23 protein-coding genes are annotated in these 24,434 nt (G+C 59.5%); 15 read left to right on the top strand and 8 right to left on the bottom strand.

Features of this window, described 5'->3' with window-relative positions:
- Positions 1-133 precede the first annotated feature (133 nt).
- Positions 134-457 carry a ferredoxin FdxA gene (gene fdxA, locus TU79_RS09190; RefSeq protein ID WP_057007697.1) on the top strand — a complete coding sequence of 108 codons (324 nt, stop codon included), beginning with the start codon at positions 134-136 and terminating at the stop codon, positions 455-457.
- 503 nt (positions 458-960) lie between these two features.
- Here fdxA and apbC read toward each other — a convergent pair.
- Complete coding sequence (gene apbC / locus TU79_RS09185; protein ID WP_057007696.1) at positions 961-2,055, bottom strand: iron-sulfur cluster carrier protein ApbC; 1,095 nt, start codon at positions 2,053-2,055, stop codon at positions 961-963.
- Positions 2,056-2,226: 171 nt separating this feature from the next.
- On the opposite strand from apbC, the gene metG reads away from it, so the two are divergent.
- The 4 genes from metG to TU79_RS09165 all read left to right on the top strand — a co-directional run bounded on the left by metG (position 2,227) and on the right by TU79_RS09165 (position 6,033).
- Positions 2,227-4,278 (top strand): methionine--tRNA ligase, encoded by a 2,052-nt coding sequence (metG, locus tag TU79_RS09180; protein WP_057007695.1) that lies wholly within the window; start codon positions 2,227-2,229, stop codon positions 4,276-4,278.
- A gap of 19 nt (positions 4,279-4,297) precedes the next feature.
- Entirely contained in the window at positions 4,298-5,080 is a 783-nt protein-coding gene (gene rsxB / locus TU79_RS09175) for an electron transport complex subunit RsxB (RefSeq protein ID WP_057007694.1), read from the top strand.
- 24 nt (positions 5,081-5,104) lie between these two features.
- On the top strand, positions 5,105-5,743 hold the full coding sequence (gene nth / locus TU79_RS09170) for an endonuclease III (protein ID WP_057007693.1): 639 nt from the start codon (positions 5,105-5,107) through the stop codon (positions 5,741-5,743).
- A 107-nt stretch (positions 5,744-5,850) separates the two neighbouring features.
- Positions 5,851-6,033, top strand: coding sequence for a PA3496 family putative envelope integrity protein (locus tag TU79_RS09165; protein WP_057007692.1), 183 nt, complete (start codon positions 5,851-5,853; stop codon positions 6,031-6,033).
- Between the two features lie 74 nt (positions 6,034-6,107).
- Here TU79_RS09165 and TU79_RS09160 read toward each other — a convergent pair whose 3' ends face one another.
- The 3 genes from TU79_RS09160 to TU79_RS09150 form a co-directional block, all read right to left on the bottom strand.
- Complete coding sequence (locus tag TU79_RS09160) at positions 6,108-6,740, bottom strand: response regulator transcription factor (RefSeq protein ID WP_003231407.1); 633 nt, start codon at positions 6,738-6,740, stop codon at positions 6,108-6,110.
- 614 nt (positions 6,741-7,354) lie between these two features.
- Positions 7,355-8,572, bottom strand: a complete 1,218-nt coding sequence (locus TU79_RS09155) for an argininosuccinate synthase (RefSeq protein WP_057007691.1) — start codon at positions 8,570-8,572, stop codon at positions 7,355-7,357.
- A gap of 129 nt (positions 8,573-8,701) precedes the next feature.
- Positions 8,702-9,610 (bottom strand): flagellar protein MotY, encoded by a 909-nt coding sequence (locus tag TU79_RS09150; RefSeq protein WP_057007690.1) that lies wholly within the window; start codon positions 9,608-9,610, stop codon positions 8,702-8,704.
- A 156-nt stretch (positions 9,611-9,766) separates the two neighbouring features.
- On the opposite strand from TU79_RS09150, the gene pyrC reads away from it, so the two are divergent.
- Positions 9,767-10,813, top strand: coding sequence for a dihydroorotase (pyrC, locus tag TU79_RS09145; RefSeq protein WP_057007689.1), 1,047 nt, complete (start codon positions 9,767-9,769; stop codon positions 10,811-10,813).
- The gene (gene rnt, locus TU79_RS09140; RefSeq protein WP_003231417.1) at positions 10,810-11,481 is read left to right on the top strand and encodes a ribonuclease T; all 672 of its coding nucleotides are present in this window, start codon (positions 10,810-10,812) and stop codon (positions 11,479-11,481) included. The genes pyrC and rnt overlap by 4 nt, the downstream gene beginning before the upstream one ends.
- Positions 11,482-11,551: 70 nt before the next feature.
- On the opposite strand, the gene TU79_RS09135 is transcribed toward rnt, so the two are convergent.
- Entirely contained in the window at positions 11,552-12,154 is a 603-nt protein-coding gene (locus TU79_RS09135) for a peroxiredoxin (protein ID WP_003231418.1), read from the bottom strand.
- 243 nt (positions 12,155-12,397) lie between these two features.
- Between TU79_RS09135 and TU79_RS25160 the strand changes: the two genes are divergently transcribed.
- Both TU79_RS25160 and bfr read left to right on the top strand, forming a co-directional pair.
- Positions 12,398-12,616 carry a bacterioferritin-associated ferredoxin gene (locus tag TU79_RS25160; RefSeq protein ID WP_078047118.1) on the top strand — a complete coding sequence of 73 codons (219 nt, stop codon included), beginning with the start codon at positions 12,398-12,400 and terminating at the stop codon, positions 12,614-12,616.
- A 201-nt stretch (positions 12,617-12,817) separates the two neighbouring features.
- A complete protein-coding gene (gene bfr, locus TU79_RS09130) occupies positions 12,818-13,288 on the top strand; it encodes a bacterioferritin (RefSeq protein WP_003231421.1) in 471 nt (156 codons plus the stop codon).
- 68 nt (positions 13,289-13,356) lie between these two features.
- On the opposite strand, the gene grxD is transcribed toward bfr, so the two are convergent.
- Positions 13,357-13,695, bottom strand: coding sequence for a Grx4 family monothiol glutaredoxin (grxD, locus tag TU79_RS09125; RefSeq protein ID WP_057007688.1), 339 nt, complete (start codon positions 13,693-13,695; stop codon positions 13,357-13,359).
- Positions 13,696-13,781: 86 nt separating this feature from the next.
- Positions 13,782-15,890, bottom strand: coding sequence for a molybdopterin oxidoreductase family protein (locus TU79_RS09120; protein ID WP_057007687.1), 2,109 nt, complete (start codon positions 15,888-15,890; stop codon positions 13,782-13,784).
- A gap of 435 nt (positions 15,891-16,325) precedes the next feature.
- Between TU79_RS09120 and argF the strand changes: the two genes are divergently transcribed.
- Complete coding sequence (argF, locus tag TU79_RS09115; protein ID WP_003231428.1) at positions 16,326-17,246, top strand: ornithine carbamoyltransferase; 921 nt, start codon at positions 16,326-16,328, stop codon at positions 17,244-17,246.
- Entirely contained in the window at positions 17,243-18,292 is a 1,050-nt protein-coding gene (locus TU79_RS09110; RefSeq protein WP_057007686.1) for an ABC transporter ATP-binding protein, read from the top strand. Before argF ends, TU79_RS09110 begins: the two co-directional genes overlap by 4 nt.
- A 52-nt stretch (positions 18,293-18,344) precedes the next feature.
- Here the strand turns inward: TU79_RS09110 and ybaK are convergent, their stop codons facing one another.
- Positions 18,345-18,815 (bottom strand): Cys-tRNA(Pro) deacylase, encoded by a 471-nt coding sequence (ybaK, locus tag TU79_RS09105; protein ID WP_057007685.1) that lies wholly within the window; start codon positions 18,813-18,815, stop codon positions 18,345-18,347.
- Positions 18,816-19,141: 326 nt separating this feature from the next.
- On the opposite strand from ybaK, the gene TU79_RS09100 reads away from it, so the two are divergent.
- The 4 genes from TU79_RS09100 (at position 19,142) to glpD (ending at position 24,248) form a co-directional block, all read left to right on the top strand.
- On the top strand, positions 19,142-19,996 hold the full coding sequence (locus TU79_RS09100) for an MIP/aquaporin family protein (protein ID WP_057007684.1): 855 nt from the start codon (positions 19,142-19,144) through the stop codon (positions 19,994-19,996).
- Between the two features lie 76 nt (positions 19,997-20,072).
- Positions 20,073-21,578 (top strand): glycerol kinase GlpK, encoded by a 1,506-nt coding sequence (gene glpK, locus TU79_RS09095; RefSeq protein ID WP_003231438.1) that lies wholly within the window; start codon positions 20,073-20,075, stop codon positions 21,576-21,578.
- A gap of 95 nt (positions 21,579-21,673) precedes the next feature.
- Positions 21,674-22,429 carry a DeoR/GlpR family transcriptional regulator gene (locus TU79_RS09090; RefSeq protein ID WP_049709759.1) on the top strand — a complete coding sequence of 252 codons (756 nt, stop codon included), beginning with the start codon at positions 21,674-21,676 and terminating at the stop codon, positions 22,427-22,429.
- A 283-nt stretch (positions 22,430-22,712) separates the two neighbouring features.
- On the top strand, positions 22,713-24,248 hold the full coding sequence (gene glpD / locus TU79_RS09085) for a glycerol-3-phosphate dehydrogenase (protein ID WP_057007683.1): 1,536 nt from the start codon (positions 22,713-22,715) through the stop codon (positions 24,246-24,248).
- Positions 24,249-24,434 lie beyond the last annotated feature (186 nt).

The raw sequence follows: 24,434 nt of genomic DNA, 5'->3' as shown, positions 1-24,434 counted from the left end.
TTGCAAGCTGGTAGACTCTCGCGCGGTTTGGGATGCTGCAGGCGTTTAGCCTGGCCTGCAGACTATCGCTCCCGAACCTCGCGAACCCCGCCACAAGGGGTTTCGCTGCCGCCGCCTGAGGAGAGAATTAGAAATGACCTTCGTCGTCACCGACAACTGCATCAAGTGCAAGTACACCGACTGCGTAGAAGTGTGTCCGGTGGACTGCTTCTACGAAGGCCCGAACTTCCTGGTCATCCACCCGGACGAGTGCATCGACTGCGCCCTGTGTGAGCCTGAATGCCCGGCCGTCGCGATTTTCTCCGAGGATGAAATTCCGGCGGGTATGGAAAACTTCATTCAATTGAACGTCGAGCTGGCGGAAATCTGGCCAAACATCACCGAAAAGAAAGACTCGCTGCCGGACGCGGCCGAGTGGGACGGCAAGACAGGCAAGATCGAATTCCTGGAGCGCTGAAACGCGCCACCGCCCCAATGAAAAAGGCCCACAAGGCCTTTTTTTTGCATTCCAGGGGCAGGTAGTTAACGGGCAGGTAGTTCACTTTTCTGCAGGCGAAAAAAAGGGGCGGTATGACCCGCCCACATTTCTTCCCTGTCCCTGTATTCCTTTTTCATCGTCCTGATGAATCGCATCCTGCGACGTTCCTTCAAACCACCGTTCCTTGATGGCCGTGTCATTCCGTGGACACAGGGCTGATGTTAAAGAGTTCCAAGGGATGTTCAACCGGATGCTACGGAGCTGCTGACAGGCCCATGAGCTCAAGACTCTTTAAATAATTGTTGTTTTTCAACAGGATAGAAAACTCTCGCAGCGATTCAAGTCGGACATGGCGAGTAAAAAAACCAAACACTTACGGAAAAGTAAGCCAATGCTTACACCAGCGATTGCGTAAAAGCGCAATGACACGCTTGAAGCGCAGTTGTGCAGGCGCGAGCGTACTGGCGCCTGCAGTGTGAGGCTCAGTCGTCGCTGACCGTAATGGTCGGCATTGCCGGCGCCGCCGCTTCCTGCAAGACGATGCGCGCCCCGACATGGCGCGCCAGTTCCTGATAAACCATGGCGATCTGGCCATCGGGTTCTGCTGCCACGGTGGGTTTGCCGCCGTCGGCCTGCTCGCGAATGCTCATCGACAGCGGCAACGACGCCAGCAGCTCGACGCCGTATTGGCTCGCCAGCTTTTCACCGCCGCCTTCGCCAAACAGATGCTCGGCATGCCCGCAGTTGGAACAGATGTGCACGGCCATGTTTTCCACCACGCCCAGTACCGGGATGTTGACCTTGCGGAACATCTCCACGCCCTTCCTGGCGTCAAGCAGCGCCAGGTCCTGGGGGGTGGTGACGATGACCGAGCCGGCCACCGGGACTTTCTGCGCCAGGGTCAACTGGATATCCCCTGTGCCGGGCGGCATGTCGATCACCAGGTAGTCCAGGTCGCCCCAGGCGGTCTGGGTGACCAATTGCAATAGCGCGCCCGACACCATCGGCCCGCGCCACACCATCGGTGTGTTGTCGTCGGTGAGAAAGGCCATGGACATGACTTCCACCCCCAGTGACTCGATCGGCACGAACCACTTCTGGTCCTTGACCTTAGGCCGCGCGCCTTCGGCGATACCGAACATCACGCCCTGGCTGGGGCCGTAGATATCGGCATCGAGAATGCCCACCCGCGCGCCCTCACGTGCCAGGGCCAGGGCCAGGTTGGCGGCCGTGGTGGACTTGCCCACGCCGCCCTTGCCGGATGCCACCGCGATCACATTCTTGACATTGGCCAGGCCAGGGATCTGCGCCTGGGCCTTGTGCGGCGCGATCACGCACTGAATGTCGACCGTGGCTGTGCGCACGCCGTCCAGGCCTTCGATGGCCATCTGCAGCATCTGCGCCCAGCCGCGCTTGAACAGGCCTGCGGCGTAGCCAAGCTCAAGCTGGACAGCTACCTGGTCACCCTGGACCTCGATGGCGCGTACACAACCGGCACTCACCGGGTCCTGGTTCAAATAGGGGTCGGTGTACTGGCGAAGAACGGCTTCCACCGCTGCGCGATTGACGGCGCTCATGGGCAACTCCCGAAAAAGACTGACTGAAACAGGCGGCTATCCTAACCGTTCCGGCCGCTCAACGGCATGCTTTCGGCTGTGTGCAAGAGACTGAAACAGCGCCACGGGGTGAAATAAATCGCCCGGCGCTTTATAGTGGCCGACCTCCGTTTCATCAAGTAGCCGAGCCCCATGTCCGAGCCACGCAAGATCCTCGTCACCAGCGCCCTGCCCTATGCCAATGGTCCCATCCATCTTGGCCATATGCTTGAGTACATCCAGACCGATATGTGGGTGCGCTTCCAGAAGCATCGCGGCAACCAATGCATTTATGTCTGCGCGGACGACGCCCATGGTTCGGCCATCATGCTGCGCGCCGAAAAGGAAGGGATTACCCCGGAACAACTGATCGCCAACGTGCAGGCTGCACACAGCGCCGACTTTGCCGAGTTCCTGGTGGATTTCGACAACTTCCACTCGACCCACTCCGAAGAAAACCGTGAGCTGTCGAGCCAGATCTACACGCGCCTGCGTGATGCCGGGCACATTGATACGCGTTCGATCACCCAGTATTTCGACCCGGAAAAGAAAATGTTCCTGGCCGACCGCTTCATCAAGGGCACCTGCCCCAAATGCGGCACCGATGACCAGTACGGCGACAACTGCGAGAAGTGCGGCGCCACCTACGCACCCACTGACCTGAAGAATCCGAAGTCGGCCATCTCCGGCGCCACGCCGGTGCTCAAGGACTCACAGCACTTCTTCTTCAAGCTCCCGGATTTCCAGCAGATGCTGCAGACCTGGACCCGCAGCGGCACCCTGCAGGAGGCCGTCGCGAACAAGATTGCCGAATGGCTGGATGCCGGCCTGCAGCAGTGGGACATTTCCCGCGATGCGCCGTATTTCGGCTTCGAGATTCCGGGCGAGCCGGGCAAGTATTTCTACGTGTGGCTGGACGCGCCAATCGGCTACATGGCCAGCTTCAAAAACCTGTGCGACCGTACGCCGGACCTGGACTTCGATGCCTTCTGGGCCAAAGACTCCACCGCCGAGCTGTACCACTTCATCGGCAAGGACATCGTCAACTTCCACGCCCTGTTCTGGCCGGCGATGCTCGAAGGCTCGGGTTATCGCAAGCCGACCGGTATTGCCGTGCACGGCTACCTGACCGTCAATGGTCAGAAGATGTCCAAGTCCCGTGGCACCTTTATCAAGGCGCGCACCTACCTGGACCACTTGTCGCCGGAATATCTACGTTACTACTACGCGTCCAAGCTGGGGCGCGGCGTAGACGACCTCGACTTGAACCTGGAGGACTTCGTACAGAAGGTCAACTCCGACCTGGTAGGCAAAGTCGTCAACATCGCCAGCCGCTGTGCCGGGTTTATCCACAAGGGCAACGCTGGCATCATGGTGGCAGAGAATGCCGCGCCGGAGCTGACCGAGGCTTTCCTGACCGCTGCGCCAGGCATTGCGGACGCCTATGAAGCCCGCGACTTTGCTCGTGCCATGCGCGAAATCATGGGCCTGGCCGACCGCGCCAATGCGTGGATCGCCGACAAGGCACCGTGGTCGCTGAACAAGCAGGAAGGCAAGGAAGCTGAAGTGCAGGCAATCTGCGCCACCGGCGTCAACCTGTTCCGCCAGTTGGTGATCTTCCTCAAGCCTGTGCTGCCGCTGCTGGCGGCCGACGCCGAGGCGTTTCTCAATGTAGCCCCGCTGACCTGGAACGATCACGCCACACTGCTTGTTAATCATCAGTTGAACGCATTCAAGCCCCTGATGACTCGCATCGATCCGGTGAAAGTCCAGGCCATGACCGACGCCTCGAAGGAAGACCTCATCGCCAGCCAGACCGACACGGGCGCATCTGCCCCAGCCGGCAACGGCGAACTGGCCAAGGACCCGTTGTCGCCGGAAATCGACTTTGACGCCTTTGCCGCCGTGGACCTGCGTGTGGCACTGATTCTCAAGGCCGAAGCCGTGGAAGGTGCCGACAAACTGCTGCGCCTGACGCTGGACCTGGGTGGCGAGCAGCGCAACGTGTTCTCCGGCATCAAGAGCGCGTACCCGGACCCATCCAAGCTGGATGGGCGCCTGACCATGATGATCGCCAACCTCAAGCCGCGGAAAATGAAGTTCGGCATCTCGGAAGGCATGGTAATGGCCGCCGGTCCTGGCGGTGAGGAAATCTACCTGCTGAGTCCTGACAGCGGCGCCAAGCCGGGGCAGCGCATCAAGTAGTGATGACAGGTTTCAACGCATGAGCCTGATTCAACGTATCGACGCGCTGTTACCGCAGACCCAATGCGGCAAGTGCGGGCACCCGGGCTGCAAGCCTTACGCCGAGGGCATCGCGCTCGGCGAGGCAATCAACAAGTGCCCACCCGGCGGGCAGGAGACCGTCGTCGGGCTTGCACGTCTGCTGAATGTGCCCGTGCTGGAGCTGGACACGACCCGTGGCGAAGCCCCTGCACAGGTTGCCTACATCCGCGAGGCCGAGTGCATCGGGTGTACCAAATGCATTCAGGCGTGTCCGGTGGATGCCATTGTCGGCGCCGCAAAGCTGATGCACAGCGTGATCATCGATGAATGCACAGGCTGCGACCTGTGCGTTGCGCCCTGCCCGGTCGATTGCATCGAAATGCGTCCCTTGACCACCGCGCTGCCGATTGTCGGCGACCTCGCGGCCAATGATCATCAACGCTATTTGCGCAGCATCAAGCGCGACCGGGCGAGGCGTCGCTTCGAACAACGCAGCGCACGCCTGAAGCGCGAAGACACACACAGGACTGCCGAGCGCCTGGCGCGGGTCCAGCGGCCACTCCCTGCCGCCCCCAAACCGATCGATGCCGCCGAAGCGGCCATCAAGAAAGCCAAAGTGGGCGTCGCGATGAGTCGCGCGCAGCTGCATAAATCCCTGAAGGCGTTCGGTCACCCGCCGACGTTTGAACAGCAGTCACAACTGATCATCCTGCAGCAGCAATTCGAGGCGGCGGAACGCGCACTGGCCGCACTGCTTGAACCCACCTCAACATCACGCTGACCCCCAGCAAGGAACACCCGCCCGATGAACGCCGCCAAACGCCTAGAAATTTTCCGCAGGCTTCACGAAGATAACCCGGAACCCAAGACCGAACTGGCCTACTCATCGCCATTCGAGTTACTGATTGCGGTGATTCTCTCGGCGCAGTCCACGGACGTCGGCGTCAACAAGGCCACGGCCAGGCTGTATCCGGTCGCAAACACGCCGGCAGCGATCCATGCGCTGGGTGTTGAAGGATTGTCCGAATACATCAAGACCATCGGCCTGTACAACAGCAAGGCAAAAAATGTCATTGAGACCTGCCGCATGCTGATGGAGCTCCACGGCGGTGAAGTGCCACAAACCCGCGAGGCTCTGGAGGCCCTGCCCGGCGTGGGACGCAAAACTGCCAACGTGGTGCTGAACACCGCGTTCCGGCAACTGACCATGGCGGTGGATACGCATATTTTTCGGGTCAGCAACCGCACCGGCATTGCCCGCGGGAAAAACGTGGTGGAAGTGGAACGGCAGCTGATGAAGTTTGTGCCCAGACAGTACCTGCTCGATTCCCATCATTGGCTGATCCTGCACGGGCGCTATGTCTGCCAGGCACGCAAGCCCCGTTGCGGCAGCTGTCGCATCGAAGACCTGTGTGAGTACAAAGAAAAAACCTCCGACGATTGAGCAATCATTGGTTTTATTGATTCGACGATTGAAAAAATCTTTTTTACCCGCCCGTGGATTATCGTTATAAGGAGCGCCAACGGCAGTCTTAGCCCGGAGTTAACCTTATGAGCACTGGCAAAGAACAACTGGAAGTGGACGACGACCTCGTTGAGACGGATGACGACGTGGCAGAGACGCCTGTGGTTGAGGTGGCCAAGACCAATTTGAGCAAACGCCGCACCATCGACAATCTTCTGGAAGAGCGACGCTTGCAAAAACAGTTGGCCGACTACGATTTCGATTTCTGATGCAACCGAAAGCGGCCGGAAGCCTCCCTTCGTGGAGGCTTTTTTCTGCCGGTGTAGATAGGCCGATCCGCGTTTCAGACCAACCCATTGCGCTGGGCCAGCTCGATCAGGTCCACCAGTGAGCGGGCATTGAGCTTGAGCAGCAGGCGCGTCTTGTAGGTACTGACGGTCTTGTTACTGAGAAACATGCCGTCTGCGATCTCCTTGTTGGTCTTGCCGCGAGCCAACTGTTGCAACACCATCATCTCGCGCCCGGAAAGGCGCTCGACCATGTCCGCTTCACTGGCGTTGCCGATGGTAGAGCGCACCGAATTCAATGCCTGATTCGGGAAGTAGCTGTAGCCGGAAAGCACAGCCTTGATAGCGCTCAGCAACTCGGTCAGGTCCTGCTGCTTGCAGACGTAGCCCGCTGCGCCGGCCTGCATGCAGCGCATGGAGAAATGGCCAGGTGCCTGCGAGGTGAGCACCAGCACCTTGAAGGGCGATGGTTGTTTGCTGGAAGACAGTCGGCAAATAACTTCCAGCCCGTCGAGCTGGGGAATTCCAATATCCAGTATCACAATGTCCGGCATATGCTCCCGCGCAAGTTGCAACGCGTCGACACCGTTATCGGTCTCTGCAACGACCTCATAACCATGACGTTCCATCAGCATACGCACAGCAAGACGAATCACGGGATGATCATCCACGATCAGCACTTTATTCATAAGAAAGTCCAATTTCGCTGTTCGAATTATTCAGAGCAAACACAATAGCCTAGTCGTTTCCTAGTTGGCATAGTGTTCCCCCCCGAGCAACAGCAAGCAGAGACCCAAGCCACAACGATATCGGAATTAGCCTACAAAAAAACAACGATGAGGATGCATTCGATTTTATGCAGCCTTTCAGAACTTTCCGCCCCCCTACATATTTTGAGTGAAATACGCACCGATTAAAGGGTCGGCCGTAAACATGGCGCACACGACTTTCAGGAAATGCCCCTTGCTTGTGACACTCACAGGATCGGGCAGGTGAAAACACTTCCTTTGATTCAGTTCCATTCAACATAGGCGTTCACACCGTAAAATTCCTACAGAAGTTTCAGCGCATTACATTTACGCCGTACTCCTTTGAGTGATTTTTCTGTAAGAGACAGTTCCTACTCAGGTGTAAATAATTCATTCGACTTTGTGAACTTTTAGAAAGAGGCGCGCCAATTGAAAACGGAGCGTTTAATATCCAAATAAATTAAACGTCAATAAACAGAATATTCGTTCTACGTTCATTCCATTCAAAAAAAGACCCCTCGAACAAGGGGCCTTTTTCAGATCAGCTCGAACACTTAGAACAGCTTGCGACCTTTATTGGCCGCGATGCGCATGCGCAATGCGTTCAATTTGATGAAGCCCGCCGCGTCCGCCTGGTTATAGGCACCGCCGTCTTCTTCGAAGGTGGCGATGTTGGCGTCGAACAGCGACTCCTCGGACTTGCGACCCGTGACGATCACGTTGCCCTTGTACAGCTTAAGACGCACCACGCCGTTCACGTGGACCTGAGAGGCGTCGATCATCTGTTGCAGCATCAAACGCTCAGGACTCCACCAGTAGCCGGTGTAGATCAGGCTGGCGTACTTGGGCATCAACTCGTCTTTGAGGTGAGCCACTTCGCGGTCGAGGGTGATGGACTCGATGGCGCGGTGGGCGCGCAGCATGATGGTGCCACCCGGGGTCTCGTAGCAGCCACGGGACTTCATGCCCACGTAACGGTTCTCGACGATGTCGAGACGGCCGATACCGTGCTCGCCGCCAATGCGGTTGAGGGTCGCCAGCACGGTGGCCGGAGTCATTTCGACGCCGTCCAGCGCGACGATGTCGCCGTTGCGGTAGGTCAGTTCCAGATACTGCGGTTTGTCGGGAGCGTTCTCCGGGGAGACGGTCCATTTCCACATATCTTCTTCGTGCTCGGTCCAGGTGTCTTCCAGCACGCCGCCTTCATAGGAGATGTGCAGCAGGTTGGCGTCCATCGAGTACGGGGACTTCTTCTTGCCGTGACGCTCGATCGGGATTGCGTGCTTTTCAGCGTAATCCATCAGCTTTTCACGGGACAGCAGGTCCCACTCACGCCACGGTGCAATCACTTTCACGCCTGGCTTGAGGGCGTAGGCCCCCAGCTCGAAGCGCACCTGGTCGTTGCCCTTGCCGGTCGCGCCATGGGAAATGGCGTCGGCGCCGGTTTCGTTGGCGATTTCGATCAGGCGCTTGGCGATCAGCGGACGTGCGATGGAGGTACCCAGCAGGTACTCACCTTCGTAGACGGTGTTGGCGCGAAACATCGGGAAGACGAAATCGCGGACGAACTCTTCGCGCAGGTCGTCAATGTAGATCTCTTTCACGCCCATGGCTTGCGCCTTGGCACGTGCAGGTTCGACCTCTTCGCCCTGACCCAGGTCAGCGGTGAAGGTCACCACTTCACAGTTATAAGTATCCTGCAGCCACTTGAGGATCACCGAAGTGTCCAGGCCGCCGGAATACGCGAGAACGACCTTGTTTACGTCGGCCATGCCATCACTCCACGGGGTTGTACGGAAAGGCGACGATTCTACCGATCAAAACCGTGAATTTACAGGGGCGCGACAGCAAATGAAGATAAAGCGACAGATTATGTCGACGGCGCGACCGAGGGTCGCACCTTATGAGGTGTGCGCCGGATTGCCTGGAGCGGTAGCCTGCGGTGCCGGTTTTTCCGGGGCGGCCACGCGTTCAAGCTGGATGTTCACACGACGGTTGCGCGCGCGGTTGGCCGCATTGGTGTTGGGCGCCAAGGGGTAGCTTTCACCGTGGAATCGCAGGGTGATCTGCGATTCCGGGATCCCATTGGCCTTGAAGTAGTCCATCACCGCCAGGGCGCGACGGCGCGAGACATCGCGGTTGGTCAGGCGATTGCCGCTGTTGTCGGAGTGACCATTCAGTTCCATATGGTTAACCGTGGGATCGGCTTTCAGGTACGCCAGAATCACCGACAGTTTCTGCTTGGCGGCGGCATCCAGTTCAACGCCACCGCCGGGGAAGCCGACTTCTGTCTGTTTGACCTGATCGTAATTCATCGGCAACAGTTTGGCGGTGCACAGCTGATAGTCGTTGAAAGCCTTGTTGAATTTCACCGGCAACAGGCGAACCTCCGAGTAGCCGCCCTCGCGCCCGTAATGGCGCACAGTGGGGCTGCGCCCTTCCAGCAGGCCCGTGAACAGGCGCCCGGCCTGGGCCTGGGAACTGTTAAACAGCACATCGCCGCTGCCGACCCGCACCGCGCCCAGATTGATATCGCCCCGCCCCGGCTGCCACGGCGCAGCGGCCGCCAGCAACGTCGCCGAGCCCGCGCCGAGTGCACCGTTATAAGCCTTGAGGCGAAAAGTCGCCTGCTCGCCGGCGCGGCGCACGAACTCGCCCGAGCCGAAATCGGTGATCGGCTGGGTCAGGCGGCACTCGAACTGATCGCCTTCCACCTTCCACTCAATGTTCTCCAGACGTGTCTGGAACGTGAGGGCCATTGCAGGCAGGCTGGCGAACACACTGAGCAGGGCTAGATAATGCTGGCGCACGGGCGGCTCCACTGGTTTCTACAACACATCAAGGCGTCATACGTCGTTAAGGCATACCCCCAGCTATCGGTCGCATCCTGCAAAACTTGATAGCGAGTGCCTGCAACAGTCTTTTCCGGTAGCATTCCCACCAGATTGACCCGCCTGGAATCCCCAATGTCCGACCGCCTGACCCTGCTGCGTCCCGACGACTGGCATATTCATCTTCGCGATGGTGCTGCGTTACCCCACACCGTGGCCGATGTAGCGCGCACGTTTGGCCGCGCCATCATCATGCCCAACCTGGTACCTCCGGTGCGCAATGCCGCGCAAGCCGATGCCTATCGCCAGCGCATCCTCGCTGCACGACCGGCCGGCAGCCACTTCGAACCGTTGATGGTGCTCTACCTCACCGACCGCACCCAGCCTGAAGAAATTCGCGAAGCCCGTGCCAGCGGTTTTGTGTACGCCGCCAAGCTGTATCCGGCGGGCGCCACCACCAACTCCGACTCCGGCGTGACCAGCATCGACAAGATTCTGCCGGCCATCGAAGCCATGGCAGAGGTCGGCATGCCATTGTTGATCCACGGTGAGGTCACCCGTGGCGACGTGGATGTGTTCGACCGCGAGAAGATCTTCATCGACGAGCACATGCGTCGCGTGGTCGAGCTGTTCCCGACCCTCAAGGTGGTGTTCGAGCACATCACCACCGCTGACGCCGTGCAGTTCGTCACCGAAGCCTCGGAAAACGTCGGCGCGACCATCACTGCCCATCACCTGCTGTACAACCGCAACCACATGCTGGTGGGCGGGATTCGGCCGCACTTCTATTGCCTGCCGATCCTCAAGCGCAACACCCACCAGGTGGCCTTGCTGGACGCCGCCACCAGCGGCAACCCGAAGTTCTTCCTTGGCACCGATTCGGCGCCCCATGCCCAGCACGCCAAGGAAGCCGCGTGTGGTTGTGCTGGGTGCTACACCGCCTATGCTGCCATCGAGCTGTACGCCGAAGCATTTGAATCGCGCAATTCGCTCGACAAGCTCGAAGCGTTTGCCAGCCTCAACGGCCCGCGCTTCTACGGCCTGCCGGCCAATACCGACCGCATCACCCTGGTCCGCGAAGACTGGACCGCCCCCGCCAGCCTGCCGTTTGGCGAGCTGACCGTAATCCCGCTGCGCGCCGGTGAAACACTGCGCTGGCGCCTGCTGGAGGAAAGCAAGTGAGTGAAGACCATTACGACGACGAACACGAGCACAGCGGTGGCGGTTCCCGTCATCCGATGGCCGAGCGGTTTCGCGGCTATCTGCCGGTTGTCATCGACGTAGAAACCGGAGGCTTCAACTGCGCCACCGACGCCTTGCTGGAAATTGCCGCCACCACCATCGGCATGGATGAGCAGGGTTTCGTGTTTGCGGAACACACGCATTTCTTCCGCGTCGAGCCGTTCGAAGGCGCGAACATCGAAGCGGCCGCCCTGGAGTTCACCGGCATCAAGCTCGATCATCCGCTGCGCATGGCGGTCAGCGAAGAAGCGGCGCTGACCGATATCTTCCGTGGCGTACGCAAGGCGTTGAAAGCCAATGGCTGCAAACGCGCAATCCTGGTGGGTCACAACAGCAGCTTCGACCTGGGCTTCCTGAACGCCGCCGTGGCGCGCCTGGACATGAAGCGTAACCCGTTCCACCCCTTCTCCAGCTTCGACACCGCCACCCTCGCCGGCCTGGCCTATGGTCAAACGGTGTTGGCCAAGGCCTGCCAGGCCGCTGGTATCGACTTTGACGGCCGCGAGGCCCACTCGGCGCGCTACGACACCGAGAAGACCGCCGAGCTGTTCTGCGGCATTGTCAACCGGTGGAAGCAGATGGGCGGCTGGGAAGATTTCGGCGACTGAGACTCTCTCCGAACGCCCCCATAAAAAAACCGGCCCTCACAGGCCGGTTTTTTTGTACCTCGAATTCGGCTTACAGCTTGCCGGCGTTCTCGGTCAGGTAAGCCGCAACGCCTTCGGTGGAAGCGGTCATGCCCTTGTCGCCTTTTTTCCAGTTGGCAGGGCAGACTTCACCGTGCTCTTCGTGGAACTGCAGCGCGTCGACCAGACGGATCAGCTCTTCCATATTACGACCCAGCGGCAGGTCGTTGATGATCTGCGAGCGCACAACGCCCTTGTCGTCGATCAGGAACGCGCCACGGAACGCCACGCCGCCTTCGGATTCAACGTCGTAGGCCTTGGCAATCTCGTGCTTCATGTCGGCAGCCATGGTGTATTTGACTTTGCCGATGCCGCCATCGTTGATGGCCGTGTTGCGCCACGCGTTGTGGGTGAAATGGGAGTCGATGGACACGGCAACCACTTCAACGTTGCGTGCCTTGAAATCGTCCATGCGGTGGTCCAGCGCGATCAGCTCGGACGGGCAGACGAAGGTGAAGTCCAACGGGTAGAAAAACACCAGGCCGTATTTGCCTTTGATGGCTTCAGACAGCTTGAAGCTGTCTACGATTTCGCCATTGCCGAGCACGGCAGGTACGTCGAAATCCGGGGCTTGTTTGCCGACGAGTACACTCATTGGGTATCTCCTGATGTTAAGGGTGAAGATTGAAGTAACAGGACCGGCCTTGAGTCTGCCGCGTTTAAGCGACAGACCTGTGACGCAGTCACGCTTCGTGAAGACCGAGCATCATACACTGAAAAAACCGTTCGTCAGTGCGGGCGCCACGCCGGGAAATACCCTGTGAATGTACTTTGACAATCATTCTCGTTAACATTAAGATCCAACGCATTCAAGCCTCACACCGCGATGGTTCTCCCTATGTATGTGTGCCTTTGTACTGGCGTCACCGACGGACAAATCCGCGAAGCAATCTATGAAGGTTGCTGCAGCTACAAGGAAGTGCGCGAAACCACCGGCGTTGCCAGCCAGTGTGGTAAATGTGCCTGCCTCGCCAAGCAAGTGGTACGGGAAACGCTGACGCAACTGCAAACGGCGCAGAGCGCGCTCCCCTACTCAGCAGAATTTACACACGCTTAAATAGGCGTGTTTTAAAGAACCGGACCTGGAGTCCGGTTTTTTTATGCCTGTAATTCAATTAGTTAGCGCCAAGACGCGGAACACAAACATTCTTATTCCGATTAATTTTCATTTATTATTCAATAACTTAGGTTTGACACTAAGGTTTTCGCCGCTCAAACTCCGCCTTATACACAGCTATTACAGGGCAGGACCCCAGTCATGAAAGGCGACATCTCAGTCATCCAGCAACTCAACAAAATCCTTGCCAATGAACTGGTCGCGATCAATCAGTACTTTCTGCATGCCCGCATGTACGACGATTGGGGCCTGGAAAAGCTCGGCAAGCGCGAATACAAAGAATCGATCAAGGCCATGAAAGACGCCGATGCGCTGATCAAGCGCATCCTGTTCCTGGAAGGCCTGCCGAACGTGCAGGACCTGGGCAAACTGAATATCGGCGAACACACCCAGGAGATGCTCAACAGCGACCTGGGCTTTGAGCGCAAGAGCCACAGCGACCTCAAGGCCGCCATTGCCCACTGCGAAACCCACGGCGACTTCGGCAGCCGCGAGCTGCTGGAAGACATTCTGGAAGATCAGGAAGAACACATCGACTGGCTGGAAACCCAACTGGGTCTGATCGTCAAAGTCAGCCTGGAGAATTACCTGCAGTCGCAAATGGGCGAATAACCCACACCACGCAGGTACAAAAAAGCCCCGCTCTCTTTCGAGAAGCGGGGCTTTTTATTGCGGGCCAATCAAGCGTCGGTCTTGGCCGCCGCATTGGCTGCTGCATCTTTGACCAGCGCCTGCAACGAACCGTCCGCTGCCATTTCAGTGATGATGTCACTGCCGCCGACCAGCTCGCCGGCTACCCACAGTTGCGGGAAGGTCGGCCAGTTGGCGTACTTGGGCAGGTTGGCGCGGATTTCAGGATTCTGCAGGATATCCACGTAGGCGAATTTCTCGCCGCACGCCATGATGGCCTGGGATGCCTTCGCGGAAAAACCGCACTGAGGCGCGTTCGGCGCGCCCTTCATGTAAAGCAGGATGGTGTTGTTGGCAATCTGCTCTTTGATCGTTTCGATGATATCCATGGAACACCTCGGCTGGAACTTTGCGACTCACAGGTCGGCACGGTGGCGCATTGTAACGCAAAATCCCGGCACAATGCTCAGGCTCCTTATGCGGCCGAAACCTGCACCGGCACCCCGTTCAAGGCGGCGTTGCCGGACAATTCATCCAACTGCCGCTCGTCAGTCAAGTCATTGGCACTCGCTCCCGGCTGGCTGCTGGCGATTGTCATCCGCACGCCCGGGCGGCCATGCCCCCAACCGTGGGGCAGACTGACCACCCCAGGCATCATCTCCAGACTGGCGAGCACTTCAACTTCGATCATGCCGATGCGCGAACTGACGCGCACGCGCTGACCATCAGCCAACTGCCGGCTCGCCAGGTCCTCGGGGTGCATGTGCAACTGGTGCCGTGGCTTGCCCTTCACCAGCCGGTGATAGTTATGCATCCACGAATTGTTGCTGCGCACATGGCGACGGCCGATCAGCAGCAGCTCGTCAGCCACAGGCGCCGGTTGTGCCGCAAAACGCACCAGATCGGCAAGGATCACCGCCGGCGCTGCCTGCACCTTGCCATCCGCGGTTTTCAAGCGCGCTGCAAGGTTAGCCGACAGCGGCCCCAGGTCCAGTCCATGGGGATGGTCCGCCAGCATCGCCACCGACAGCTTGTGAGCGGATGCATCACCATAAGTCCCGGCGCGCAGGCCGGCATCGATCATCTGCGCCGGCGCCACCGTCGGCTTGAGCGCCACGCCGGTCTGCACGGCAAAGGCCTTGGCCAAACCGACAAAAATCTCCCAATCATGCAGAGCGCCCGCCGGCTTGGGCAGGATCGCGCGATTGAACCGGGTGACGTTGCGCACCGCGAACATATTGAACGTGGTGTCATAGTGATCATTCTCCAGCGCCGAGGTGGACGGCAGGATCAGGTCGGCATACCGCGTGGTCTCGTTGATATACAGGTCGACACTGACCATGAATTCCAGCCCCTCCAGCGCCTGCTCCAACTGGCGGCCATTGGGCGTGGACAGCACCGGGTTGCCCGCCACCGTCACCAGCGCGCGGATTTGCCCTTGGCCTGCGGTGAGCATTTCTTCAGCCAGGGCCGACACGGGTAATTCGCCGCCGTATTCCGGACGCCCGGAGACGCGGCTCTGCCAGCGATTGAAATGCCCGCCACCGGTGGACGCCACCAGGTCCACGGCCGGCGTGGTGCACAGCGCGCCACCCACCCGGTCGAGATTGCCGGTCACCAGGTTGATCAATTGCACCAGCCAATGACACAGCGTGCCGAACGCCTGGGTCGACACCCCCATGCGCCCGTAGCACACCGCCTTGTCCGCAGCGGCAAAGTCACGCGCCAACTGGCGGATCTGTTCAGCAGGCACGGCACACTGGCTGCTCATAGCCTCGGCGGTAAACCCGGCAATGGCACGGCGCACCCCTTCAAGGCCTTCCACCGGCAAGTGGCTGGTACGGGTCAGGTTCTCGGTAAACAGGGTGTTGAGCAGGCCGAACAACAGCGCCGCGTCACCGCCAGGCCGCACGAACAGATGCTGGTCGGCTATGGCCGCCGTCTCGCTGCGCCGAGGGTCGACCACCACCACTTTGCCGCCCCGGGCCTGGATGGCCTTGAGGCGTTTTTCCACATCCGGCACGGTCATGATGCTGCCGTTGGAGGCCAACGGATTGCCACCGAGGATCAGCATGAAATCGGTGTGGTCGATGTCCGGGATCGGCAGCAACAGGCCGTGGCCGTACATCAGGTGGCTGGTGAGGTGATGGGGCAGTTGATCCACTGAGGTCGCGGAAAACCGATTGCGCGTCTTCAACAGCCCCAGAAAATAGTTACTGTGGGTCATCAGCCCATAATTGTGCACGCTCGGGTTGCCCTGGTAGACCGCCACCGCGTTCTGTCCATGACGCGCCTGAATGCCTGACAGACGTTCAGCCACCAGCGCGAAGGCGTCTGCCCACGGGATCGGTTGCCATTGGCTGCCGACGCGCAGCATGGGCTGATGCAGGCGGTCCGGGTCATTCTGGATATCCTGCAACGCCACGGCCTTGGGGCAGATATGCCCACGGCTGAAGCTGTCCTGGGCGTCGCCCTTGATGGACGTGATCGCCAGGCTGCCGTCGTCGGCCTGGGTGGTTTCCAGGGTCAGACCGCAAATGGCTTCACACAGATGGCAGGCACGGTGGTGGAGAGTCTTGGTCATGGCCAGTCTCTTTATAGGGGCTTTGGGGCAACTATGGGCCGCCGGGAACCTTGGCACCAGTAACCTTCGCGGCATGAATCGACTGGCATCAGGCCAGGCCATGGCCGAGAGCGTGAGCAAATGTTTCAACAGTGCACGCATCATCGCAGAAAACCGACGCAGCCCGGCCTGGCCCCGCCGCCGCGCATTGCAAAAGGTTACGACGCCAGTGTACAAATGGCCCGCTGCTGTCAGGAAGTTGTCTTCAAACGCGCTTTGACGCCCCGCTGAACACCCTTAAAAACCGTAGCCCTATTGGTAAGACGCGACATTTAATGTCAATATCGCGCCTTCCCCTATTTCGTCGCCCCGTGCGGCTTTCGCCGCAGGTCTCGCCCGTTGTCACAATAAACAAGGCTTTGAGTATCTGCGGTCTGTTGCAAAAGGTAGTTAATGATGAGCGCTAGGCACTTTCTCTCCCTGATGGATTGCACGCCCGAAGAGCTGGTCGGCGTGATCCGTCGAGGCATTGAGCTTAAAGACCTGCGTAACCGCGGCGTACTGTTCGAGCCTTTGAAAAACCGCGTGCTCGGCATGATTTTCGAGAAGTCATCGACTCGCACCCGCGTGTCGTTCGAAGCCGGCATGATTCAACTGGGTGGCCAGGCCATCTTTCTGTCTTCGCGCGATACGCAACTGGGCCGGGGCGAGACCGTCGCCGACAGCGCCATCGTCATGTCGAGCATGCTCGACGCCGTGATGATCCGTACCTTTGCCCACAGCACCGTGACCGAATTTTCCGCCAACTCGCGGGTGCCGGTGATCAACGGCCTGTCCGACGACCTGCACCCCTGCCAGTTGCTGGCCGACATGCAGACCTTTCTTGAGCATCGTGGCTCCATCCAGGGCAAGACCGTGGCCTGGATCGGCGATGGCAACAACATGTGCAACAGCTATATAGAAGCGGCGATCCAGTTCGACTTCCAACTGCGTGTCGCCTGCCCTGAAGGCTACGAGCCCGACGCGCGCTTCCTCGAACAAGCCGGCAGCCGCGTCACCCTCGTGCGCGACCCACGTGAAGCCGTGGCCGGCGCGCATCTGGTGAGCACCGACGTGTGGACCTCCATGGGTCAGGAAGAAGAAACCGCCAAGCGCCTGGCCCGGTTCGCGCCGTACCAGGTCACCCGCGCCCTGCTCGACCTGGCCGCGCCCGATGTGCTGTTCATGCATTGCCTGCCGGCGCACCGTGGCGAGGAAATCAGCCTCGACCTGCTCGACGATCAGCGCTCGGTGGCGTGGGACCAGGCCGAAAACCGCCTGCACGCGCAAAAGGCGCTGCTCGAATTTCTTGTGCCGCCGTCGTACCACCACGCATGAGCCAGCCCCTGCTGCTGAACCTGCGCAATCTGGCATGCGGTTATCACGATCAACGGGTGGTGCAGCACCTCAATCTGCACCTCAATGCCGGCGATATCGGTTGCCTGCTCGGGTCCTCGGGTTGCGGCAAGACCACCACGCTGCGGGCGATTGCCGGGTTCGAACCAGTGCACGAAGGTGAGATCAGCCTGGCCGGTGAAGTCATCTCCAGCGCCGGTTTCACCTTGGCACCGGAGAAACGTCGTATCGGCATGGTGTTTCAGGACTACGCCCTGTTTCCCCACCTCAGCGTGGCCGACAACATTGCATTCGGCATTCGCAAGCACGCACACAAGGACCGCGTGGTCGCCGAACTGCTGGAACTGGTCAACCTGAAGAACCTGGGCAAGCGCTTCCCCCATGAATTGTCCGGCGGCCAGCAACAGCGCGTCGCCCTCGCCCGCGCCCTGGCGCCGGAGCCGCAACTGCTGTTGCTCGATGAGCCCTTCTCCAACCTCGATGGCGAACTGCGGCGCAAGCTCAGCCATGAAGTGCGCGAGATTCTCAAGGCACGCGGCACCAGTGCGATTCTGGTCACCCATGATCAGGAAGAAGCGTTTGCCGTGAGCGATCAGGTGGGCGTGTTCAAGGAAGGCCGGCTGGAACAGTGGGATACGCCCTACAACCTTTATCACGAACCGCAGACACCCTATGTCGCCAGTTTTATCGGCCAGGGCTACTTCATTCGTGGCCAATTGAGCTCGCCGGAGTCCGTGCGTACCGAACTGGGTGAGCTGCGCGGCAACCGTGCCTACACCTGGCCTGCGGGGGGAGCGGTGGATGTATTGCTGCGCCCGGACGATATCGTCCACGCGCCGGACAGCGCCCTGAAAGCGCGGATTGTCGGCAAGACCTTCCTTGGCGCCTCCACGCTCTACCGTCTGCAATTGCCGACAGGCGCGCAGCTGGAATCGATTTTCCCCAGCCATGCGGACCATCAAGTGGGCGTGGATGTAGGCATTCGGGTTGCGGCGGAACATCTGGTGCTGTTTCAGGCAGCACTCTGAATATGGGAGGGACCTTGCTCCCTCCCCACCTCGGATGTTCAGTGCCGCGACATCATATTCTGCCAATCGGTGCGAAGATGGCCTGGGTGTTTTCAGCCAGCGCCGAAGCTGTCAATTCCACTTCCAGCCCTCGCCTTCCCGCACTTACAAAAATCGTCTCGAACGGCTGTGCCGTCACATCGATGAACGTGCGCAAACGCTTTTTCTGCCCCAACGGACTGATCCCCCCCAGCAAATAACCGGTGGAGCGCTGTGCCGCAGCCGGATCGGCCATTTCGACTTTTTTCGCTCCCGCCGCGTGCGCCAGGGCTTTGAGGTCCAGACTTCCGACGACCGGCACCACCGCCACCAGAAACTCACCCTTTTCACTGCTGGCCAACAGGGTCTTGAACACTCTGGCTGGGTCGAGGCCCAATTTCTCTGCGGCCTCCAGACCATATGACGCCGACTTGGGATCGTGCTCGTAACTGTGGATACGATGTTCGACGCGAACTTTTTTCAACAGATCCAATGCGGGGGTCATGGTGTCTCCGGTCGGGCAAACAGATGGCCGATTTTAGGCCAAGACCACGTAAAACGCTCTAGTGCGGTCCTCGCCTGCACTAATAAATGCTGTCACAAACATGATCATTCATCAGACCAATAGTTTGAAAATGACTGACAGTTCACTTTCGACCTTTGACAGCCGTCATTCTTGTCTATATTTTTTCGTTTCCGAATACTGTAGGAATGTTTCCGCAGTATTCCAGCAGTAAGCCGTAGCGTGGATGGGGATCCACGTCATTGGTGAAAATCGCGCAAGGCCCAACGAGGCCGTACGCCAGACAAGAACAACAAATGAGGTTTTCCATGACAACTGCTCTTCAACAGCCTTCACTTTCGAGCCAATGCATGGCCGAGTTCCTCGGCACCGCGCTGCTCATCTTCTTCGGTACCGGTTGCGTCGCTGCGCTCAAGGTCGCGGGTGCCAGCTTCGGTTTATGGGAAATCAGTATCATCTGGGGGATCGGCGTCAGCATGGCGATCTACCTCAGCGCCGGTATTTCCGGGGCTCACCTCAACCCGGCGGTCAGTATTGCCCTGTGCCTGTTTGCCGATTTCGAAAAGCGCAAACTGCCTTTCTATATCCTCGCCCAGGTGGCCGGTGCCTTCTGTTCGGCAGCACTGGTGTACACGCTGTACAGCAATCTTTTTTTCGATTACGAACAAACCCACCATCTGGTGCGTGGCTCCCAGGCCAGCCTGGAATTGGCCTCGGTGTTCTCCACCTATCCCCATGCACTGTTGAGCACGGCCCAGGCATTCCTGGTGGAGATGGTCATCACCGCCATCCTGATGGGCGTGATCATGGCCCTCACCGACGACAACAACGGCCTGCCACGCGGCCCGCTCGCCCCCCTGCTGATCGGCCTGCTGATTGCGGTGATCGGCAGCGCCATGGGCCCGCTGACCGGCTTTGCGATGAACCCGGCGCGGGATTTCGGGCCCAAGCTGATGACGTTTTTCGCCGGCTGGGGTGAAATAGCCTTCACTGGCGGTCGCGACATCCCCTACTTCCTGGTGCCGATTTTCGCGCCGATTGTCGGCGCATGCCTGGGTGCTGCGGCCTACCGCGGGCTGATCGCCCGCCATCTGCCGAGCAGCGCCCCTGCTGTAGCTGAAACACCTGACACGGCTGTCAACGGCAACACGCGTATTTCCTGAAAGCGCTAGCCTGGTCCCCTGCCCTTTGCGGCCCAGGCTGACTTCCGACTTCCCTTTTTCGTACAAGGCAATCGACATGACCGATATTCAGAATAAGAACTACATCATTGCCCTCGACCAGGGCACCACCAGTTCGCGAGCGATCATCTTTGATCGTGACGCCAACGTGGTGTGCACCGCCCAGCGCGAGTTCACCCAGCATTACCCGCAAGCCGGCTGGGTCGAGCATGACCCGATGGAAATCTTCGCCACCCAGAGCGCGGTGATGGTCGAAGCCCTGGCACAGGCCGGCCTGCACCATGACCAGGTCGCCGCCATCGGTATCACCAACCAGCGTGAAACCACCGTGGTATGGGACAAGAACACCGGCCGCCCGATCTACAACGCGATCGTCTGGCAGTGCCGCCGCAGCACCGAGATCTGCCAGCAGCTCAAGCGCGATGGCCACGAGCAATACATCAACGACGCCACTGGCCTGGTCACCGACCCGTACTTCTCCGGCACCAAGCTCAAGTGGATCCTCGACAACGTTGAAGGCAGCCGCGAGCGTGCGCGCAACGGCGAACTGCTGTTCGGCACCATCGACAGCTGGCTGATCTGGAAATTTACCGGTGGCAAAACCCACGTCACCGACTACACCAACGCCTCGCGCACCATGCTCTTCAACATCCACACCCTGGAGTGGGATGCGAAGATGCTGGAGATTCTTGACGTACCGCGCGAAATGCTGCCGGAAGTGAAATCGTCGTCGGAAATCTACGGCCGCACCAAGAGCGGTATCGCCATCGGCGGCATCGCCGGTGACCAGCAAGCGGCGCTGTTCGGTCAGATGTGCGTGGAGCCCGGCCAGGCCAAAAACACCTACGGCACCGGTTGCTTCCTGCTGATGAATACCGGCGACAAGGCGGTCAAATCCAAGCATGGCATGCTCACCACCATCGCCTGCGGCCCGCGTGGTGAAGTGGCTTACGCCCTTGAAGGCGCAGTGTTCAACGGCGGCTCGACCGTGCAATGGCTGCGCGATGAACTGAAAATCATCGCCGACGCCACCGACACCGAATACTTTGCCGGCAAGGTCAAGGACAGCAACGGCGTGTACCTGGTGCCCGCCTTCACCGGCCTGGGCGCGCCGTACTGGGACCCGTATGCCCGTGGCGCACTGTTCGGCCTGACCCGTGGCGTACGCGTGGACCACATCATTCGGGCAGCCCTCGAGTCGATTGCCTACCAGACCCGCGACGTGCTCGATGCCATGCAACAGGACTCGGGCGAACGCCTCAAGGCCCTGCGCGTGGACGGCGGCGCAGTGGCGAACAACTTCCTGATGCAGTTCCAGGCCGATATCCTTGGCACCCAGGTGGAACGCCCACAAATGCGCGAAACCACCGCGCTGGGCGCCGCTTACCTGGCGGGCCTGGCCTGCGGCTTCTGGAGCAGCCTGGACGAACTGCGCGGCAAGGCGGTGATCGAGCGCGAATTCGAACCGCAACTGGATGAAGCCGCCAAAGAGAAACTCTACGCCGGCTGGCAGAAAGCGGTAAGCCGCACCCGCGATTGGGAGCCGCACGAAGGCGCCGAATAAACCAGGCGCCGGTCCCTCTTGGGGTTGTAACTGGCAGGGAGCGGATTCCTGCGTCATCATGGGCCACTTTTGTATGGCAGCCCAAAGGACGCCCCATGAATCTGCCTCCCCGCCAGCAACAAATCCTCGAACTGGTCCGCGAACGCGGCTATGTCAGTATCGAGGAAATGGCGCAGTTGTTCGTTGTCACCCCGCAAACCATCCGCCGCGATATCAATCAACTGGCGGATGCCAACCTGTTGCGCCGCTACCACGGCGGCGCAGCCTATGATTCCAGCGTCGAAAACACCGCCTACGCGATGCGGGCCGACCAGATGCGCGACGAGAAACAGCGCATCGGCGAAGCCATCGCCGCGCAGATTCCCGATCACGCCTCGCTGTTCATCAATATCGGCACCACCACCGAATCCATTGCCCGCGCACTGCTCAATCACAACCACCTGAAAATCATCACCAACAACCTTAATGTCGCCACCATGCTCAGCGCCAAGGACGACTTCGACGTGCTGTTGACCGGCGGCAACGTGCGCCGTGACGGCGGGGTGGTGGGCCAGGCCAGCGTGGATTTCATCAACCAGTTCAAGGTCGATTTCGCGTTGGTGGGTATCAGTGGCATCGACGAAGACGGCAGCCTGCTGGACTTCGATTACCAGGAAGTGCGGGTATCACAGGCGATCATCGCCAATGCGCGCAAGGTGATTCTGGCGGCGGATTCCAGCAAATTCGGGCGCAATGCCATGATTCGCCTGGGGCCGATCAGCCTGGTGGACTGCCTGGTGACCGATCAGCAACCGGTGCCGGCGCTGGTGCAGCTCCTCAATGAGCACAAGGTCAGGCTGGAAGTGGTGTAGCGCCAGGACTGCCGCCATCGGGAGCAAGCCCCCTCCCACACTAGACCCGTTTCCAATAGAAGGAATGTGGTCAACATGTGGGAGGGGGCTCCCGCTGGCAATCCGACAGTCACCTTTTTGTTAAGCCCTCTCCAGGCTAATGTTCACAAATTTCCCCTTCCCCGCCGTTCGATGAGTTTTTTCAATCGAAGTCGACTGGCTGTGCCCGCGTTTATCAGCTACCATTTTCGCAAATGAACATTAATGTTCGAATTCCAATACGAAAAGATTGCGAGGCCAGCCGATGAACCCTTCTACCTTGCCTGCTTCACCCCTTGCCGAAGTCTATGACGTTGCCGTAATTGGTGGCGGAATCAATGGCGTCGGGATTGCAGCAGACGCAGCCGGGCGCGGTTTGTCGGTATTCCTTTGCGAAAAGGACGACCTGGCCAGCCATACCTCTTCAGCCAGCAGCAAGCTGATTCACGGTGGCCTGCGCTACCTGGAACACTATGAGTTCCGCCTGGTGCGCGAAGCGCTGGCCGAACGTGAAGTGCTGCTGGCCAAGGCGCCGCACATCGTCAAGCAGATGCGCTTCGTGCTGCCCCACCGCCCACACCTGCGCCCGGCGTGGATGATTCGTGCCGGCCTGTTCCTGTACGACCACCTGGGCAAGCGCGAGAAACTCGCGGGTTCCAAAAGCCTCACCTTTGGCGCCGACAGCCCGCTTAAAAGCGAAATCACCAAAGGCTTCGAATATTCCGACTGCTGGGTCGACGATGCCCGTCTGGTCGTGCTCAACGCCATGGCCGCACGCGAAAAAGGCGCGCATATCCACACCCAGACCCGCTGCGTCAGCGCACACCGCAGCCAGGGTGTATGGGAAATGAACATGGAGCGCGCCGACGGCAGCCTCTTCTCGATTCGCGCCAAGGCCCTGGTGAATGCCGCTGGCCCATGGGTCGCCAAGTTCATTCGCGACGACCTCAAGCTGGATTCGCCCTATGGCATCCGCCTGATCCAGGGCAGCCACCTGATCGTGCCCAAACTCTACGAAGGCGCCCACGCACACATCCTGCAGAACGAAGATCAGCGCATCGTCTTCACTATTCCGTACCTGAACGATCTGACCATCATCGGCACCACCGACCGTGAATACACCGGCGACCCGGCCAAGGTGGCCGTCACCGAAGGCGAAACCGACTACATGCTCAAAGTGGTCAACGCGCACTTCAAGAAACAGCTGAGCCGCGACGACATTGTCCACACCTACTCCGGCGTACGCCCGCTGTGCAACGACGAGTCGGACAACCCATCGGCCATCACCCGTGATTACACGCTGTCGCTGTCCGGCGCTACCGGCGAGGCGCCGATCCTCTCTGTGTTCGGCGGCAAGCTGACCACCTACCGCAAGCTGGCCGAGTCGGCCATGGCCCAACTGGCACCCTACTTCGCGCACATGCGCCCGAGCTGGACCGCCACCGCCAGCCTGCCGGGCGGTGAGGACATGACCACGCCGCAGGCGCTGGCCGACGCCATTCGTAAAAAATTCGATTGGGTGCCAGGCGAAATCGCGCGCCGTTGGTCCGTGACCTACGGCAGCCGCACCTGGCGTCTGCTGGAAGGCGTGCAGTCGCTGGCAGACCTGGGTGAACACCTGGGTGGCGGCCTGTATACCCGCGAAGTCGATTACCTGTGCGCCGAAGAATGGGCGACCCAGCCACAGGACGTGCTGTGGCGCCGCACCAAACTTGGCCTGTTCACCACCCCGGAAGAACAGGAAAAGCTGCAGCGTTACCTGTCCAAGGTCGAGCAAAACCGCAAGATCGAAGCCGCCTGACCGGTGCGGGAGCGAGCATGCTCGCTCCCGCACCATTCGGTTTTCCGAACGCGCCCCCTTCCCCCATTCGGTTTGCCGTACTCGCACACGGCAAATCCGCTGTCACATAAAGTTAATTCCTATATAAATCAGCGCATTAATCTTTTACTGCAGGGCTGGCACGACTCATGCTCTACACTTCCCAAC

Source organism: Pseudomonas trivialis, assembly GCF_001439805.1.
Taxonomy (GTDB): Bacteria; Pseudomonadota; Gammaproteobacteria; order Pseudomonadales; family Pseudomonadaceae; genus Aquipseudomonas; species Aquipseudomonas trivialis.
This window is presented reverse-complemented; position numbering and strand designations above follow the sequence as displayed.